General features: G+C 54.6%; 14 protein-coding genes and 1 pseudogene. 4 read left to right on the forward strand and 11 right to left on the reverse strand.

Features of this window, described 5'->3' with window-relative positions; all coding sequences use genetic code 11:
- Positions 1-2: 2 nt before the first annotated feature.
- Positions 3-221, reverse strand: a pseudogene (locus QRN24_RS12450) (DUF2575 domain-containing protein).
- Between the two features lie 102 nt (positions 222-323).
- Here QRN24_RS12450 and rpsT point away from each other — a divergent pair.
- Complete coding sequence (gene rpsT / locus QRN24_RS12455) at positions 324-587, forward strand: 30S ribosomal protein S20 (protein ID WP_008502037.1); 264 nt, start codon at positions 324-326, stop codon at positions 585-587.
- 59 nt (positions 588-646) lie between these two features.
- Here the strand turns inward: rpsT and nhaR are convergent, their stop codons facing one another.
- From nhaR to dnaK, 4 genes are all read right to left on the reverse strand, one after another.
- Positions 647-1,546 carry a transcriptional activator NhaR gene (nhaR, locus tag QRN24_RS12460; protein WP_014168572.1) on the reverse strand — a complete coding sequence of 300 codons (900 nt, stop codon included), beginning with the start codon at positions 1,544-1,546 and terminating at the stop codon, positions 647-649.
- A 57-nt stretch (positions 1,547-1,603) separates the two neighbouring features.
- Positions 1,604-2,779: a Na+/H+ antiporter NhaA gene (gene nhaA / locus QRN24_RS12465; protein ID WP_284942759.1), complete on the reverse strand. Its 1,176-nt coding sequence runs from the start codon at positions 2,777-2,779 to the stop codon at positions 1,604-1,606.
- Between the two features lie 181 nt (positions 2,780-2,960).
- A complete protein-coding gene (gene dnaJ / locus QRN24_RS12470; protein ID WP_020882543.1) occupies positions 2,961-4,106 on the reverse strand; it encodes a molecular chaperone DnaJ in 1,146 nt (381 codons plus the stop codon).
- An 87-nt stretch (positions 4,107-4,193) separates the two neighbouring features.
- Positions 4,194-6,107 carry a molecular chaperone DnaK gene (dnaK, locus tag QRN24_RS12475; RefSeq protein ID WP_014168568.1) on the reverse strand — a complete coding sequence of 638 codons (1,914 nt, stop codon included), beginning with the start codon at positions 6,105-6,107 and terminating at the stop codon, positions 4,194-4,196.
- 297 nt (positions 6,108-6,404) lie between these two features.
- On the opposite strand from dnaK, the gene satP reads away from it, so the two are divergent.
- Positions 6,405-6,971, forward strand: coding sequence for an acetate uptake transporter (satP, locus tag QRN24_RS12480; protein ID WP_020882542.1), 567 nt, complete (start codon positions 6,405-6,407; stop codon positions 6,969-6,971).
- Here satP and QRN24_RS12485 read toward each other — a convergent pair.
- The 3 genes from QRN24_RS12485 to tal all read right to left on the reverse strand — a co-directional run bounded on the left by QRN24_RS12485 (position 6,948) and on the right by tal (position 10,045).
- Entirely contained in the window at positions 6,948-8,270 is a 1,323-nt protein-coding gene (locus QRN24_RS12485; protein ID WP_284942760.1) for an MFS transporter, read from the reverse strand. The genes satP and QRN24_RS12485 overlap by 24 nt on opposite strands.
- 122 nt (positions 8,271-8,392) lie before the next feature.
- Complete coding sequence (gene mog, locus QRN24_RS12490) at positions 8,393-8,980, reverse strand: molybdopterin adenylyltransferase (RefSeq protein ID WP_020882540.1); 588 nt, start codon at positions 8,978-8,980, stop codon at positions 8,393-8,395.
- 111 nt (positions 8,981-9,091) lie between these two features.
- The gene (gene tal / locus QRN24_RS12495) at positions 9,092-10,045 is read right to left on the reverse strand and encodes a transaldolase (RefSeq protein WP_014168563.1); all 954 of its coding nucleotides are present in this window, start codon (positions 10,043-10,045) and stop codon (positions 9,092-9,094) included.
- Positions 10,046-10,307: 262 nt separating this feature from the next.
- Here tal and QRN24_RS12500 point away from each other — a divergent pair, with 262 nt between their 5' ends.
- Together QRN24_RS12500 and yaaA are read left to right on the forward strand one after the other, a co-directional pair.
- The gene (locus QRN24_RS12500; RefSeq protein WP_032681687.1) at positions 10,308-11,738 is read left to right on the forward strand and encodes an alanine/glycine:cation symporter family protein; all 1,431 of its coding nucleotides are present in this window, start codon (positions 10,308-10,310) and stop codon (positions 11,736-11,738) included.
- A gap of 66 nt (positions 11,739-11,804) precedes the next feature.
- On the forward strand, positions 11,805-12,578 hold the full coding sequence (gene yaaA / locus QRN24_RS12505; protein WP_025205476.1) for a peroxide stress protein YaaA: 774 nt from the start codon (positions 11,805-11,807) through the stop codon (positions 12,576-12,578).
- A 31-nt stretch (positions 12,579-12,609) separates the two neighbouring features.
- On the opposite strand, the gene QRN24_RS12510 is transcribed toward yaaA, so the two are convergent.
- The 3 genes from QRN24_RS12510 to thrB form a co-directional block, all read right to left on the reverse strand.
- Positions 12,610-12,909, reverse strand: a complete 300-nt coding sequence (locus tag QRN24_RS12510) for a DUF2502 domain-containing protein (protein WP_020882537.1) — start codon at positions 12,907-12,909, stop codon at positions 12,610-12,612.
- A gap of 211 nt (positions 12,910-13,120) precedes the next feature.
- On the reverse strand, positions 13,121-14,407 hold the full coding sequence (gene thrC, locus QRN24_RS12515) for a threonine synthase (protein WP_032679598.1): 1,287 nt from the start codon (positions 14,405-14,407) through the stop codon (positions 13,121-13,123).
- Between the two features lie 3 nt (positions 14,408-14,410).
- Positions 14,411-15,340 (reverse strand): homoserine kinase, encoded by a 930-nt coding sequence (gene thrB / locus QRN24_RS12520; RefSeq protein WP_014168558.1) that lies wholly within the window; start codon positions 15,338-15,340, stop codon positions 14,411-14,413.
- Position 15,341: the final 1 nt, after the last annotated feature.

Below are 15,341 nucleotides of genomic sequence, written 5' to 3' on the forward strand. Positions count from 1 at the left end.
GCTCAAAACAGTGAAAATCGCCAAAGTATACCTTGTACAGCGGTTAAGGTTAACCGGCGATTGTTCGCGCAAAACAGAAAGCCGTAATGATTTCATCAGGCTGACCTTTCACAGCAAAAAAATCTGCCCGTGAACTGCGTTTTTTGTGCCGAAAAGCTGTATTCACGAGCGACAAGCTGGTAGAATCCTGCGCCATCACTACGTAACGTAGCGTCGCCAATCAACGGCGCTTATTTGCACAAATCCATTGACAAAAGAAGGTATAGAGGGCATATTCCTCGGCCTTTGAATTGTCCACATAGATCATATTTGGGAGTTGGACCTTGGCTAATATCAAATCAGCTAAGAAACGTGCTATCCAGTCTGAAAAGGCTCGTAAGCACAATGCAAGCCGTCGCTCTATGATGCGTACTTTCATCAAGAAAGTATACGCAGCTATCGAAGCTGGCGACAAAGCTGCTGCGCAGAACGCATTTAATGAAATGCAACCAATCGTGGATCGTCAGGCTGCTAAAGGTCTGATCCACAAAAACAAAGCAGCGCGTCATAAAGCAAACCTGACCGCGCAGATCAACAAACTGGCTTAATCGCCACTTGTTGTTGCTTGTTTTAAAAGAACCCGCTTAACGCGGGTTTTTTTATATCTTCAGATTGCCGGTGGCGTAAACAGCGCCGAGTAGTCGCGGTTACAGATGCGCTGTACTGCCGGATGTTGAATCATCCTTTCTGCAAATATCGCGTGATACTCCTCCATCACGTTATCGACCCGGCCAATCTCCGTAATCTTGTTATCTGAATAGAGATCGTGCACGTACAGCGTCGGTGCAACGAAGATGGCGTTATGCGCCTCACCAAAGGCTTTCATTAGCGCAGCATCGTCAAACTCGCCGAGGATCTCCACCTTCAGTCCCTGAGAGTTAAACCAGTTCAGCAGTTTGCGCCCAAGCATGGAGCGCCGGCCTGGCACCAGCAAACGACGCTCCTCCAGACAGGCAGGAAACGGTTTTTCCGGCGGCGGGTTAATGCACCAGAAGCTGACCCCGCATTCGCCAATCTTCACCGAGAACAGCCCTTCCTGCTGCGTAGAGTCGATCGGGCAGTCCGAGATAATCATATCCAGCTTATGCTGGCTCAGCTGCTCCAGCAGCATCTCGTGCGTGGACTCAAAACAGCGCAGATGGATTTGCTCATCTTCGACCACCGCCGCATCCAGCACGCCGCTGACCAGCCGTTTTGACAACGCATCCGCCACGCCGACGTCAAAGAGCAGGTTTGACTCTTTGCGGTAGTTAACGATATCCAGCATCTCCTGACTTAAGGTAAACATCTTATCCGCGTAGCGGAAAACCAGTTCGCCCAGCTCACTTGGCTCAATCCCACGGCCCTTGCGCTTAAAGAGCTTGCCCTGCAGCCGCTCTTCCAGCGCTTTGATTTGCCCGGTGATGGTCTGCGGCGTCAGGTAGAGCGCCTCTGCCGCCCCCACGACCGAGCCCTGCTTATAGACGTGCCAGAAGTAGTAAAGGTGGTTGTAATTCAAATGAGACATCGTGTCTTCGCTCCCTGATCGTGTAGCGGGAGAAGGTGTTCTTCTCCCGGTTTCCTGTTATGCCTGAACGACCGGTCCGGACAGTTTGACCTTCAATAAGGTATAGCCAGTGACTGCGGCCAGTAACGATCCGATAAGGATGCCCAGCTTCGCCCAGACGATAAGCTCAGGCGCATGGGCACCAAAAGCCAGCGTTGAGATAAAGATCGACATGGTAAACCCAATGCCGCACAGCACGCCCACCGCCATGATCTGCTTAAACGTGGTACCGTGCGGCAGTGACGCCAGATTCAGCTTCAGCGCCAGCCAGCAGAACAGGCTAATGCCCAGCGGTTTACCAATAAACAGTCCGGCAATAATGCCCAGCGGCAACATTGAGGTCAGTCCCTCAAGGGTTACCCCTTCCAGCGAAACGCCTGCATTAGCGAAAGCAAACAGCGGCAGGATCATAAAGGCGACCCACGGGTGCAGTACATGCTCCAGCTGTTTAGCAGGCGATTTCCCCTCCTGCGGCTTAAGCGGAACGAAGAAGCCGACGATGACCCCGGCGAGCGTAGCGTGCACGCCTGATTTCAGTACCGCGGTCCACAGCACCATCCCCACCAGCACGTAGATCCCGATGCGGCGCACGTTGCAAATGTTCAACAGCGCCAGTACCGCAATCGCTCCTGCGGCAACGCTCAACGACAGGATCGACAGGTCGCTGGTGTAGAACAGCGCAATAATGACAATCGCGCCCAGGTCATCAATGATCGCCAGCGCCATCAGGAAGATTTTCAGTGCCACCGGCACGCGGCTTCCCAGCAAGGCCAGCACACCCAGGGCAAACGCGATATCCGTTGCTGCCGGAATGGCCCAGCCATGACGCGATACCGGATCCTGCCAGGTGAACGCCAGGAAGAGCAACGCCGGAATGACCATCCCCCCGAATGCGGCAATCACCGGGAACGCGGCACGCTGACGGCTGGCAAGCGAACCCAGGACCAGCTCACGCTTAACCTCCAGCCCTACCAGCAGGAAAAACACGGCCATCAGTGCATCGTTGATCCACAGCAGCATGTTCTTGTTAATTTCCAGCGCCCCGACTTTCAGCTCAACGGGAGTTTCCAGAAACGCGTGGTAAAAGTCGCGTGTGAAACCCATATTGGCCAGCGCCATCGCGGCCGCAGCGGCAATAATCAGGATGATGCCGCCTGATGCTTCACTGCTAAAAAAACGGTGTATTAATTTCACGTAGGCTCTCTCTTACAGCAATACTTCGGTAAAATCATAATACTAGGCCAAACAGATCGGCAAAAGCAGATTAATGTTGAGTATATATTCAGTTTTACCGAATGATAGCCATGAGGACAGCTACAAAAGAAAAAGCCCGAAATCGCTTCCGGGCTTTTTGAGATGAACACCAGCTAACGGATCAGCGGGTCAAATCGTCGAAGAATTTTTTGACGCCATCGAAGAAGCTTTTGGAGCGCGGGCTGTTTTTCTCACCCGTCGGGCCGCCAAAACTTTCCTGCAGCTCTTTCAGCAGCTGTTTCTGCTTGTCGTTCAGGCCAACCGGGGTTTCAACCACCACGCGGCACAGCAGGTCGCCCTGCGCACCACCGCGAACGGATTTAACACCTTTACCACGCATGCGGAACAGCTTGCCGGTCTGGGTTTCACCTGGAACCTTCAGATTGACGCGACCATCAAGCGTTGGCACTTCAATTTCGCCACCGAGTGCCGCCATGGCGAAGTTGATGGGCACTTCACAGTACAGGTTGTTGCCTTCACGCTCGAAGATGGCGTGCTGCTTGACCTGAACCTGAACGTACAGATCGCCTGCCGGTGCGCCGTGCTCGCCGGCCTCACCTTCACCTGCCAGACGGATACGGTCGCCCGTGTCCACGCCTGCCGGGATTTTAACGGACAGCGTCTTGGTTTTCTCAACGCGACCATGACCGTGGCATTTTGTGCAGGGGTCTTTAATCAGCGTACCGCGACCATGACAGTGCGGACACGCCTGCTGCACGGCGAAGAAGCCCTGACGCATCTGCACCTGACCGGAACCGTGACAGGTTGGACAGGTTTGCGGCTGGGTGCCTGCTTTCGCGCCGCTGCCGTGGCAAACGTCACACTCTTCCAGCGTCGGAATACGGATCTCTTTGGTGACGCCACGTACGGCCTCTTCCAGCGTCAGATCCATGTTGTAGCGCAGGTCGGCGCCGCGCGCCGCGCGCTGACGGCCACGACCGCCGCCAAAAATGTCGCCGAAAACATCGCCAAAGATATCGCTGAAGTCAGCGCCGCCGCCAAAGCCGCCGCCACCGAATCCACCGCCGCCCATGCCGCCTTGTTCGAAGGCTGCGTGGCCGTACTGGTCATAGGCCGCACGTTTCTGTGCATCGGTCAGGACTTCGTAGGCTTCTTTGATCTCTTTAAATTTGGCTTCAGCCTCTTTGTCACCCTGGTTGCGATCCGGGTGGAATTTCATGGCCAGGCGCTTATACGCCTTTTTGATTTCACGCTCTTCCGCAGTTTTCGGAACGCCTAAAATCTCGTAATAGTCTTGCTTTGCCATTGGTTTTTTTAAGCCCCTTAACATGCGAGCACGGGCGTGGAGAGTTCTCCTACGCCCGTGCCGATTAATTACCCTGCATCAGGGCGATTATTTTTTGTCTTTCACTTCTTCGAACTCAGCGTCGACAACGTCGTCGTCTTTCGCGTTGTTCTGAGAAGCGTCAGCGCCAGCCTGCTGTTGGGCGTGCTGCTGCTGAGCGATTTCCATCAGCTTCTGTGAAGCCTGTGCCAGCTCCTGCATCTTCGCTTCGATATCCGCTTTATCTTCGCCTTTCAGAGACGTTTCCAGCGCGCTCAGTGCAGCTTCGATAGCCGTTTTGTCTTCAGCTGGCAGTTTATCGCCGGCTTCTTCAACCTGCTTACGGGTGCTGTGCAGCAGATGGTCGCCCTGGTTGCGGGTCTGAACCAGCTCTTCAAACTTACGGTCAGATTCCGCGTTCGCTTCTGCTTCACGAACCATTTTCTGGATCTCTTCTTCGTTCAGACCGGAAGAGGCCTTAATGGTGATCTTCTGCTCTTTACCGCTGTTTTTGTCTTTCGCGGAAACGTGCAGGATACCATCAGCATCGATATCGAAGGTTACTTCGATCTGCGGCATACCGCGTGGCGCCGGGTTGATGCCATCCAGGTTGAACTGACCCAGTGACTTGTTATCCGCCGCACGCTTACGCTCACCCTGCAGCACATGGATGGTTACTGCAGACTGGTTGTCTTCAGCAGTAGAGAACACCTGGCTGTGCTTAGTAGGGATAGTGGTGTTTTTGGTGATAAGCGCCGTCATCACACCGCCCATGGTTTCGATACCCAGAGACAGCGGGGTAACGTCCAGCAGCAGAACGTCTTTCACATCACCCGTCAACACACCCCCCTGAACGGCAGCACCGATAGCCACTGCTTCGTCCGGGTTAACGTCTTTACGTGGCTCTTTACCAAAGAATTCAGCCACTTTCTTCTGAACCATTGGCATACGGGTCTGGCCACCGACGAGGATAACGTCGTTGATATCAGACACGGACAGGCCAGCATCCTGCAGAGCGACTTTCAGTGGCTCGATGGAACGGTTTACCAGGTCTTCTACCAGGCTTTCCAGTTTCGCACGGGTCACTTTAATGTTCATGTGTTTAGGACCGGTCGCGTCTGCAGTGATATACGGCAGGTTCACGTCGGTCTGCTGAGCGGAAGAAAGTTCGATCTTCGCTTTCTCAGCGGCTTCTTTCAGGCGCTGCATTGCCAGCGGGTCGTTACGCAGGTCAATGCCCTGATCTTTCTTAAACTCGTCAACGAGGTAGTTGATCAGACGGGTATCGAAGTCTTCACCACCCAGGTGGGTATCACCGTTGGTTGCCAGAACTTCGAAGGTTTTTTCGCCATCAACTTCGTCGATTTCGATAATAGAGATATCGAAAGTACCACCACCCAGGTCGTAAACCGCGATAGTACGGTTGCCAACTTCTTTATCCAGACCGTAAGCCAGTGCCGCTGCGGTTGGTTCGTTGATGATACGTTTTACTTCCAGACCTGCGATACGGCCAGCATCTTTCGTTGCCTGACGCTGAGCATCGTTGAAGTAAGCAGGAACGGTGATAACAGCTTCAGTTACCGGTTCACCCAGGTAATCTTCTGCGGTTTTCTTCATTTTTTTCAGCACTTCAGCAGAGATCTGCGGTGGTGCCGTTTTGGTGCCTTTCACATCAAGCCATGCATCGCCGTTATCTGCTGCGATGATTTTGTAAGGCATGATAGAAACGTCACGCTGAACTTCTTCGTCCTGGAAGCGGCGGCCAATCAGGCGTTTAATCGCAAACAGGGTATTTTGCGGGTTTGTCACTGCCTGACGTTTAGCCGGCTGACCAACCAGAGTTTCACCATCCTGGGTATAAGCAATGATAGAAGGCGTGGTGCGATCGCCCTCGGCGTTCTCCAGCACGCGTGCGGTAGTGCCATCCATAATCGCTACACAAGAGTTGGTAGTACCCAGGTCGATACCAATAATTTTACCCATCTAAACGTCTCCACTTAAAATTCAGTCAACATGTGGTTGTGTACCTGTAATAAGGGCAGAACGTGCTTTTTCAACTGCCCACAATTGATTTTTTTCAGGTCCACACACTGCGGTTGACTACAAGATGGGGTCGCGCCAGCGTCCATCAAGGGGGAACGGTAAAAAAAATTTTTAATTTCACCCTGATGAGATCATAGACGGCATTGATTGCGCCCATTATGATGCCGCGCCCCGTCAGGGAGAACTGACGCGGGTTTAACCATTTCACCATATTAATGATGATTTTTTTGAGGACTTATGGGCAACACTAAGTTGGCTAATCCGGCTCCGCTGGGCCTGATGGGTTTTGGCATGACCACTATCCTGCTGAACCTGCACAACATCGGGATGTTCCCGATGGATGGCATTATCCTGGCGATGGGCATTTTTTACGGCGGTATCGCGCAAATCTTCGCGGGCCTGCTGGAATATAAGAAAGGCAACACCTTCGGCTTAACCGCATTTACCTCTTATGGTTCTTTCTGGCTAACCCTGGTCGCGATCCTGCTGATGCCTAAAATGGGCCTGGCAGACGCGGCAAACGCACATTTCCTGGGCGTTTACCTTGGTCTGTGGGGCGTCTTCACGCTGTTTATGTTCTTCGGCACCCTGAAAGGCAACCGCGCACTGCAGTTTGTTTTCCTGAGCCTGACCGTGCTGTTCGCCCTGCTGGCGATCGGCCACCTCGTGGATAACGAAAGCATCGTGCATATTGCCGGCTGGATTGGTCTGGTGTGCGGCGCAAGCGCTATCTACCTGGCAATGGGTGAAGTGCTGAACGAGCAGTTTGACCGCACCATCCTACCGATTGGTGAAAAACACTGATCCATCTGTCGTGTCCGCCTCGCGGGCACGACATCCCTGTTTCTGCCGAAGCCAAATGCCTAACACCAGCCCCATCACCGACAACGCGAGCACATACCAGGCAGGTGCCATCGGGGATACTCCCATCAACACCGTGACCGCAATCGGCGTCAGCCCGCCAAAGATGGCGTAAGAGACGTTATAGGAGAAAGAGATCCCGGTGAAGCGGACCTCTGGCGGAAAAGCTCGCACCATCACATACGGCACAGCACCGACAACCCCCACGCACAGCCCGACCGTACCGTAGAGCAGGAAAAGCTGTTCAGGATGGCTGCCTGCCAGGTGGTAAAACGCCCAGCTCGACGCAGCCAGCAGCAGACTGCCGATGATGAAAGTCAGGCCGGCACCGATACGGTCGACGGCCAGCCCCGCGGCCAGACAGCCAAAGCAGAGCATAATGGTGGCGATACTGTTTGCCTGCAACGTTACCGCCGGCGCAAAACCGTACTGCTTTTGCAGCCATACCGGAGACATCAAGATAACGACCACGATGCCCGCCGACAGCAGCCAGGTGAGCAGCATCGACACCACAACCGCGCTTCGGTGGCGCACCACCACGGCTTTTACCGGCAACTCCTGCGCCAGCGCCTTGCGCTGCTGCATCTCAAGGAAAATGGGTGTCTCCTGCAGCCAGCGGCGAAGATACATCGCCACCAGGCCAAACGCCCCGCCGAGCAGGAACGGTACGCGCCATCCCCAGTCGTGAACCGCTTGTTGCGTCATGCTGGTATTCACGATAGTGGCCACCACTGAACCGAGGAGGATACCGACAGTCAGCCCCGCCGTTAAGGTCCCACAGGCGATGCCGATGCGGTGCGCCGGCACATGCTCCGCCACGAACACCCAGGCCCCCGGCACTTCGCCGCCAATTGCCGCCCCCTGAAGAATGCGCATCAGCAACAGCAGCAGCGGAGCAACAATGCCCAATGAGGCGTAAGTGGGCAGCAGGCCAATGGCCAGCGTCGGCACGGCCATCAGTAAAATGCTGAGCGTGAACATCTTCTTACGCCCGACCAGGTCACCAAAGTGGGCCATCACAATGCCACCCAGCGGTCGCGCCAGATACCCGGCGGCAAAAATGCCGAAGGTTTGCACCTGGCGCAACCACTCCGGGATATCTGCCGGGAAGAAAAGCTCCCCCACCACGGCGGCGAAGAAGACGAAGATGATAAAGTCGTAAAACTCCAGCGCACCGCCTAAGGCCGCGAGCGTGAGGGTTTTATAGTCCTGTCGATTCAGAGGTCGGGGGTTATGTGACATAGCGAACCATTTGGCTTGTGTTGTGGATTTATTTTTACAGCAAACGTAAAGAAAAAATTACTATACCGTAAAACCCTTACCACGCCACCGTCGCTTCAGCTAATGTCACATATTGATTAATTTCAGGAGATTGTCTCGCGACGGGCGTTTTTCGGACGAAAAGCTGCTACCACTTTCTCATCGGTTTCTACATACGGACCGTCAAGTAACTGTATACAATACGGTACACTTGCAAAAATCCCGTGCACGATCACGCTGCCATCTTCCGCTTTCAGTCCTTCAAGCGTCTCTTTGATGGACTTCGGCTGACCCGGCAAATTCAGAATCAATGCCTGCTTGCGGATCACCCCGACCTGACGGGAGAGGATCGCCGTCGGGACAAAGTGTAGACTGATCTGGCGCATCTGCTCACCGAAGCCAGGCATCTCACGATCGGCAACCGCCAGCGTGGCATCCGGAGTGACGTCCCGGCGCGCAGGTCCGGTGCCTCCCGTGGTCAATACCAGGTGGCAGCTCATCTCATCCACCAGCTCACAGAGTGTCTGTTCGATAATTGGCTGCTCGTCAGGGATCAGGCGGGTCTGGATCTCAAAGGGGGTTGTCAACGCACTGCCCAGCCATTCTTCCAGCGCGGGGATGCCTTTATCCTGATAAACACCGCTGGAGGCGCGGTCAGAAATCGACACTAAGCCGATGCGTAAGGTATTCATATCCATTCCATTCAAAAAAGTACTGATTAAAGGGAATGATACACGCAGAGGGGAAATTCAGACAGAGTACGAAAGAAGTAGCGTGACCGGGGACCCGGTCACGCAGAATGATTACAGCAGGTCGCCGATCATTTTTTCCAGTTTTTCCTGGTCGATAGCAAACTTACGGATACCGTCCGCCAGTTTATCTACAGCCATTGGATCCTGGTTATGCTGCCACAGGAACTCAGATTCAGTGATGCGCTCCGGACGCGCTTTCACTTCACCGGTGTAGGACAGTTTACGCTCGATAGCACCTTCGCTTTCAGCCAGCTCTTTCAGCAGTGCCGGGGCGATGGTCAGGCGGTCACAGCCAGCCAGTTCGATGATTTCACCTACGTTACGGAAGCTTGCGCCCATCACCACAGTCTCATAACCGTGCTGTTTGTAGTATTCGTAGATTTCGGTCACGGAAACGACGCCTGGATCTTCAGATGCCGCGTACTCTTTCTTATCCGTGTTGGCTTTGTACCAGTCCAGAATACGGCCAACGAATGGAGAAATCAGGTATACGCCGGCTTCCGCACATGCACGCGCCTGTGCGAAGGAGAACAGCAGCGTCAGGTTACAGTTGATACCGTCTTTTTCCAGCTGTTCAGCTGCACGAATACCCTGCCAGGTTGACGCCAGTTTGATCAGGATGCGGTCATTGCTGATGCCGGCATCGTTGTACATTTTGATCAGACGTTTTGCTTTGGCGATAGACGCTTCGGTGTCGTAGGAGAGACGTGCGTCAACTTCGGTAGAGATGCGGCCAGGAACCAGTTTCAGAATTTCCAGACCAATGTTCACGGCCAGTTTATCAGTGGCATCAACAACCTGCTGCGCACGGTCGTTGCTCTGTGCTTTCGCCCAGGTCACTGCGTCGTCAATCAGTTTGCGATACTCAGGGATCTGTGCGGCGTTAAGGATCAGAGAAGGGTTGGTGGTGGCATCCTGCGGCTGGTACAGCTTCATTGCCGCGATATCTCCGGTGTCAGCTACGACAGTGGTGAACTGACGAAGGGAGGTCAATTTATCCGTCATGATAGTGTTTCTCTTTTAACGTGCCCTGGATAATTCACGCTACCGACAGCATGCCTGCAGCGGAAAAATGACAGGTTTACTTGTTAGGGGGATGTAACCGGTCTGCCCTGATGATAACACGACGGAGGGGTAGCGCAACCGCAGACAGTGCGCTTAGACAGAGTATGATAAACTCAGAATATTAACAGGCTGCTAAGTAACAGCATGTCCAATCAGTGGTAGCGCTTACATATTCATTTTGGCATCAACAAGAGGGACGTTAATGCCTGATTTCCTTTTCTTTATTAATGAAGTCCTTTGGGGTTCGATAATGATATACCTGCTACTGGGTGCAGGTATTTGGTTTACGCTACGCAGCGGGTTTATCCAGTTTCGTTATATTCGCAAATTTGGCAGAAGTCTGAAAAACAGCGTCACGCCCCAGCCGGGCGGATTAACCTCTTTCCAGGCCCTCTGCACCAGCATTGCCGCACGCCTCGGCAGCGGTAATATGGCAGGGGTGGCACTGGCCATCAGCGCCGGTGGCCCGGGCGCCGTTTTCTGGATGTGGGTCACGGCGCTTATCGGGATGGCCACCTCCTTTGCCGAAAGCGCCCTCGCCCAACTCTACAAAGAAAAAGATAAAAACGGACAGTTTCGCGGCGGCCCGGCCTGGTACATGGCGCGTGGCTTAGGAATGCGCTGGATGGGCGTGCTGTTTTCGCTGTTTTTACTGCTCGCGTACGGTCTGATTTTTAATACCGTTCAGGCGAATTCTGTCGCCCATGCCTTGCGCTATGCCTTTGCGTGTCCGGAGTGGATCACCGGGCTTGTTTTAGCCCTCTGTATCCTGCTGACCATTTCGACCGGCCTAAAAGGTGTCGCCCGCCTGATGCAGTGGTTGGTGCCGGTCATGGCGCTGCTGTGGGTTGCCGCCAGCCTGTTCGTCGCCGCACGGCATATCGAGCAGGTGCCGGAAGTGATTGCAACCATCTTCAAAAGCGCATTTGGCTGGCGCGAGGCGGCATCGGGCGCACTGGGTTATACCTTCAGCCAGGCGCTGATGTCGGGCTTTCAGCGCGGAATGTTCTCCAATGAAGCCGGTATGGGGTCAACCCCCAATGCCGCAGCCGCCGCCGCGTCCTGGCCGCCCCACCCGGCGGCACAAGGCATTGTTCAGATGATTGGCGTTTTTACGGACACCATTATTATCTGTTCCGCCAGCGCCATGATCCTGCTGCTGGCCGGTCCGGTACCTCACTCATCGGAAACAGCCGGCATACAACTGCTTCAGCAGGCACTGGTGAATCTGACGGGCGGCTGGGGAGCCGGGTTTGTCTCGCTCATCCTGCTGTTATTCGCCTTCAGCTCGATTGTTGTGAATTACCTCTACGCCGAAAATAACCTTATTTTCCTGAAAGTGGACTCCCGCCGTATGATCACGCTGCTGCGCCTCGGGGTGATACTGATGGTGTTAGCAGGTTCGCTGCTCAGCATGCCGCTGGTCTGGCAACTGGCGGATGTCTTTATGGCGCTCATGGCCATCACTAACCTGACGGCGATCCTGCTGCTCTCACCCGTGGTTACGCTTATCGCACGGGACTATCTTCGTCAGCGCAAACTGGGCGTACCGCCGGTCTTTGATGCCTCGCGCTATCCCGACATCCAGGCGCAAATTGCGCCCGGCACCTGGGATGATTTGCCACGGCAATAACAGCTATCGATCAAATGAGGGCGATTTTTTGCTAAAGTCGCTCTAAATTTCCTGCAAGGACTGGATATGCTGATTCTGATTTCACCTGCTAAAACGCTCGATTACCAGAGCCCGCTCGCCACCGAGCGCTATACCCAGCCTGAACTGCTGGACTATTCGCAACAGCTGATTCACGTCGCGCGTAAGCTCTCTGCGCCACAAATTGCCTCGCTGATGAGCATCAGCGACAAACTGGCGGATCTTAACGCGACCCGTTTCCACGAGTGGCACCCGGACTTCACGCCGAACAACGCCCGCCAGGCGCTTCTGGCGTTTAAAGGTGATGTGTATACCGGCCTGCAGGCGGAAGATTTTAGCGAAGCCGATTTCGACTTCGCCCAGCAGCATCTGCGCATGTTGTCAGGTCTGTACGGCGTGCTGCGCCCGTTGGACCTGATGCAGCCATATCGTCTGGAGATGGGTATCCGCCTGGAAAACCCTAAAGGCAAAGATCTGTACCATTTCTGGGGCGATATCATCACCGACAAACTGAACGCTGCGCTGCGTGCTCAGGGCGATAATGTGGTCATCAATCTGGCCTCCGATGAATACTACAAATCGGTGAAGCCGAAAAAGCTGGATGCGGAAATTATCAAGCCCGTTTTCCTCGATGAGAAAAACGGCAAGTTCAAGGTCATCAGCTTCTACGCCAAAAAAGCGCGTGGGTTGATGAGCCGCTACATCATTCAGAACCGCCTGACGAAACCGGAGCAACTGACCGGCTTCAACAGCGAAGGCTACTTCTTCGATGAAGAAGCGTCAGGGAAAGGCGAACTGGTGTTTAAGCGCCACGAGCAGTAAAACAAACCCCGCCAGATGGCGGGGTTTTGCATTAATGGTGTTTCCAGTCCGGGCCAGGACGCGGGTCGTCGTGACGATCGTGATGGTGGTCATCATGATGACGATCGTGATGCTCGTCATGTGGGCGCCAGTGATTATCGCGCCAGTCATAGTGAGCCTTCCACCAGTCATGGTCGCGCCAGCGGCCACCATCCCAGTAGTGACCACGATTATCCTGATCGCCAATCTGCAGTTTTACCGCAGGGACGAGGGTGATTTCAGAGGCCTGAACCGCCATCGGAGCGACCAGCATCATTGAAAGCACCAGCAGAGCAGGTTTCAGTTTAGACATAGGTGACTCCTTATTCATTTACCCGATGTGGGCCGATGTAAGGAGAATACGTGAGGAGGACGGGGGATGTTATTCTCTGCAATCCTAATCGCTAAGTGACCGCATTTATTGGGAATTTCTGCTTTTTTACTGCTATTTTTCTCCTTAATTTCTCCATAAAAAAAGCCGGGTAAGTTTCACCTTACCCGGCCTGCATAGGAGGACAGAACCGTTATCCGCGCGTCATCATCAACTTACGCAGCGCGGCGAAATCCGCGGGCAGTTCATGCGAAAGCAGCGGCAGGTCCGCACGCTCGGCCAGCTCTTTTGGCAGCGGCAGCGTTTCACCCAGAATCACTTCCACGCTCTCTTTGAACTTCGCCGGATGAGCCGTTCCCAGGAACAGGCCATACTCCCCCGGATTCAGCTGATCGCGCAGCGCACGGTAAGCGATCGCCGCATGCGGTTCAGAGGTGTACCCCGCCGCTTTCAGCTCACGCATAGTGGCTTTGGTGGTCTCATCCGTCACCGCGGCGTAACCCAGATCGCCCAGACGCCAGACCTTACGGCGGAACAGCTCTTCCACACGCGGCCAGTTGTTCGGCTGGCTTACGTCCATCGCATTCGAAAGCGTCGCCTGCGTGGCGTTCGGTGCCCATTTACCGTCTTTCAGGAAGCGCGGCACGGTGTCGTTGGCGTTGGTGGCGGCGATAAAGCGTTTTACCGGCAGGCCGAGCGATTTCGCCAGCAGGCCCGCCGTCAGGTCACCAAAGTTGCCGCTTGGTACTGAGACGACCAGCTGATTGCGCGCCTCCTGTGGCAGCTGTGCAACCGCTTCGAAGTAGTAGCAAATCTGCGCCAGCAGACGGCTGATGTTAATGGAGTTCGCCGAGTTCAGACCCAGCGCCACTTTCAGCTCTTCGTCATCGAAGGCCTGCTTGACCAGCGCCTGACAGGCATCGAAATCGCCGTCAATCGCCACGGTTTCAATGTTGCCCCCGAGCGTACAGAACAGTTTTTCCTGCAGCGGACTGATTTTGCCTTTCGGGTAGAGGATCACCACGCGAACGTTCTTCAGACCGTAGAACGCATGGGCAACGGCCGCACCGGTATCGCCGGAGGTCGCCGTCAGAATCGTTACCGGTTTGTCGCCGCTGATGTGGGTCAGCATCTGCGCCATAAAGCGGCCACCGAAGTCTTTAAACGCCAGGGTTGGACCGTGGAACAGCTCAAGGCAGCCGACATCCGGCTCAACCTGCTTAACCGGTGCCGGGAAAGCGAACGCTGCACGCACGCGCTCTTCCAGCAGCTCCTGCGGGATTTCATCGCCGATAAAGGCAGAGAGAATTTTAGTGCTGCGGGTGACAAAGTCCTGCTTCAGCAGTTCATCAATGTCGGTCAGCTGAAATTCCGGCAGGTCATGGGGGAAGAACAGCCCCTGATTTTTGCCCAGTCCCTGAGTCACTGCCTGCGCGAAGCTGACCTGCTCGTTATGATCTTTAAGGTTGTAGAGTTTCATTCGTTATCCCAGTACTCGTGCGCCAGCCGTGTCCAGACGGCAAATATGAACAAAGCCTTCCTGATTTTGCAGGTAGTGTTTAGAGAGCCAGTCCGCCACGCGCTGCGCCGTGTCTGGCTTATCGCACAGGGCGAACAGCGTCGGGCCGGAGCCGGAGATACCGCACGCCAGTGCGCCGGTATCCATTGACGCCTGTCGCGCCTCGTTAAAGCCAGGCAACAGCTTAGTGCGGTACGGCTCGGCGATAACGTCTTTCATTAATTTTGCTGCCAGCTGCGGCTGACGGGTGTAGCAGGCGTGAATAAAGCCGGCCAGATGACGTCCGTGAGCGATACAGTCCTGACGACGATACTGCGCAGGCAGGATCGCACGCGCTTCAGCGGTAGATACCTTAATGCCGGGATAGGCCAGCACCCACAGCCACTCATCAAACCCTGGCACCTGCTGGCTGATGATGCCATTTTCTTCAATCATCAGCTGCATACCACCGAGGAAGCAGGGGGCGACGTTGTCATAATGAATGCTGCCGGAGATGCGCCCTTCCAGCTCGCCCATTAACCCGAGCAGACGGTTATTATTCAGTGGTTTGCCGCAGTGCTCATTCATGGCCACCAGTCCGGCGACCACGGAGCAAGCGCTGGAACCCAGACCAGAGCCAATCGGCATACTTTTTTCCAGCGTCATGGCGACCGGCACATTTTTGCCAATCTCCTGACAGAACCGCTCCCAGCACTGATAAACGATATTCTCGCGCGGGTCTGTCGGCAATTTGCTGGCGAAGCGGCCCACGTTATTCAGGCTAAAGCTCTCTGCCGCTTCAACCGTTACCGTATCGCCCAGCAGCGAACCATCCACCGGCGTCACCGCCGCACCCAGCACATCAAATCCGACGCTCATATTGGCGCTGGAAGCCGGGGCATAAACTTTCACCATG

Origin of the sequence: Enterobacter sp. MEB024, assembly GCF_030209635.1 — a bacterium.
In the GTDB taxonomy this organism is placed as follows: domain Bacteria; phylum Pseudomonadota; class Gammaproteobacteria; order Enterobacterales; family Enterobacteriaceae; genus Enterobacter; species Enterobacter ludwigii.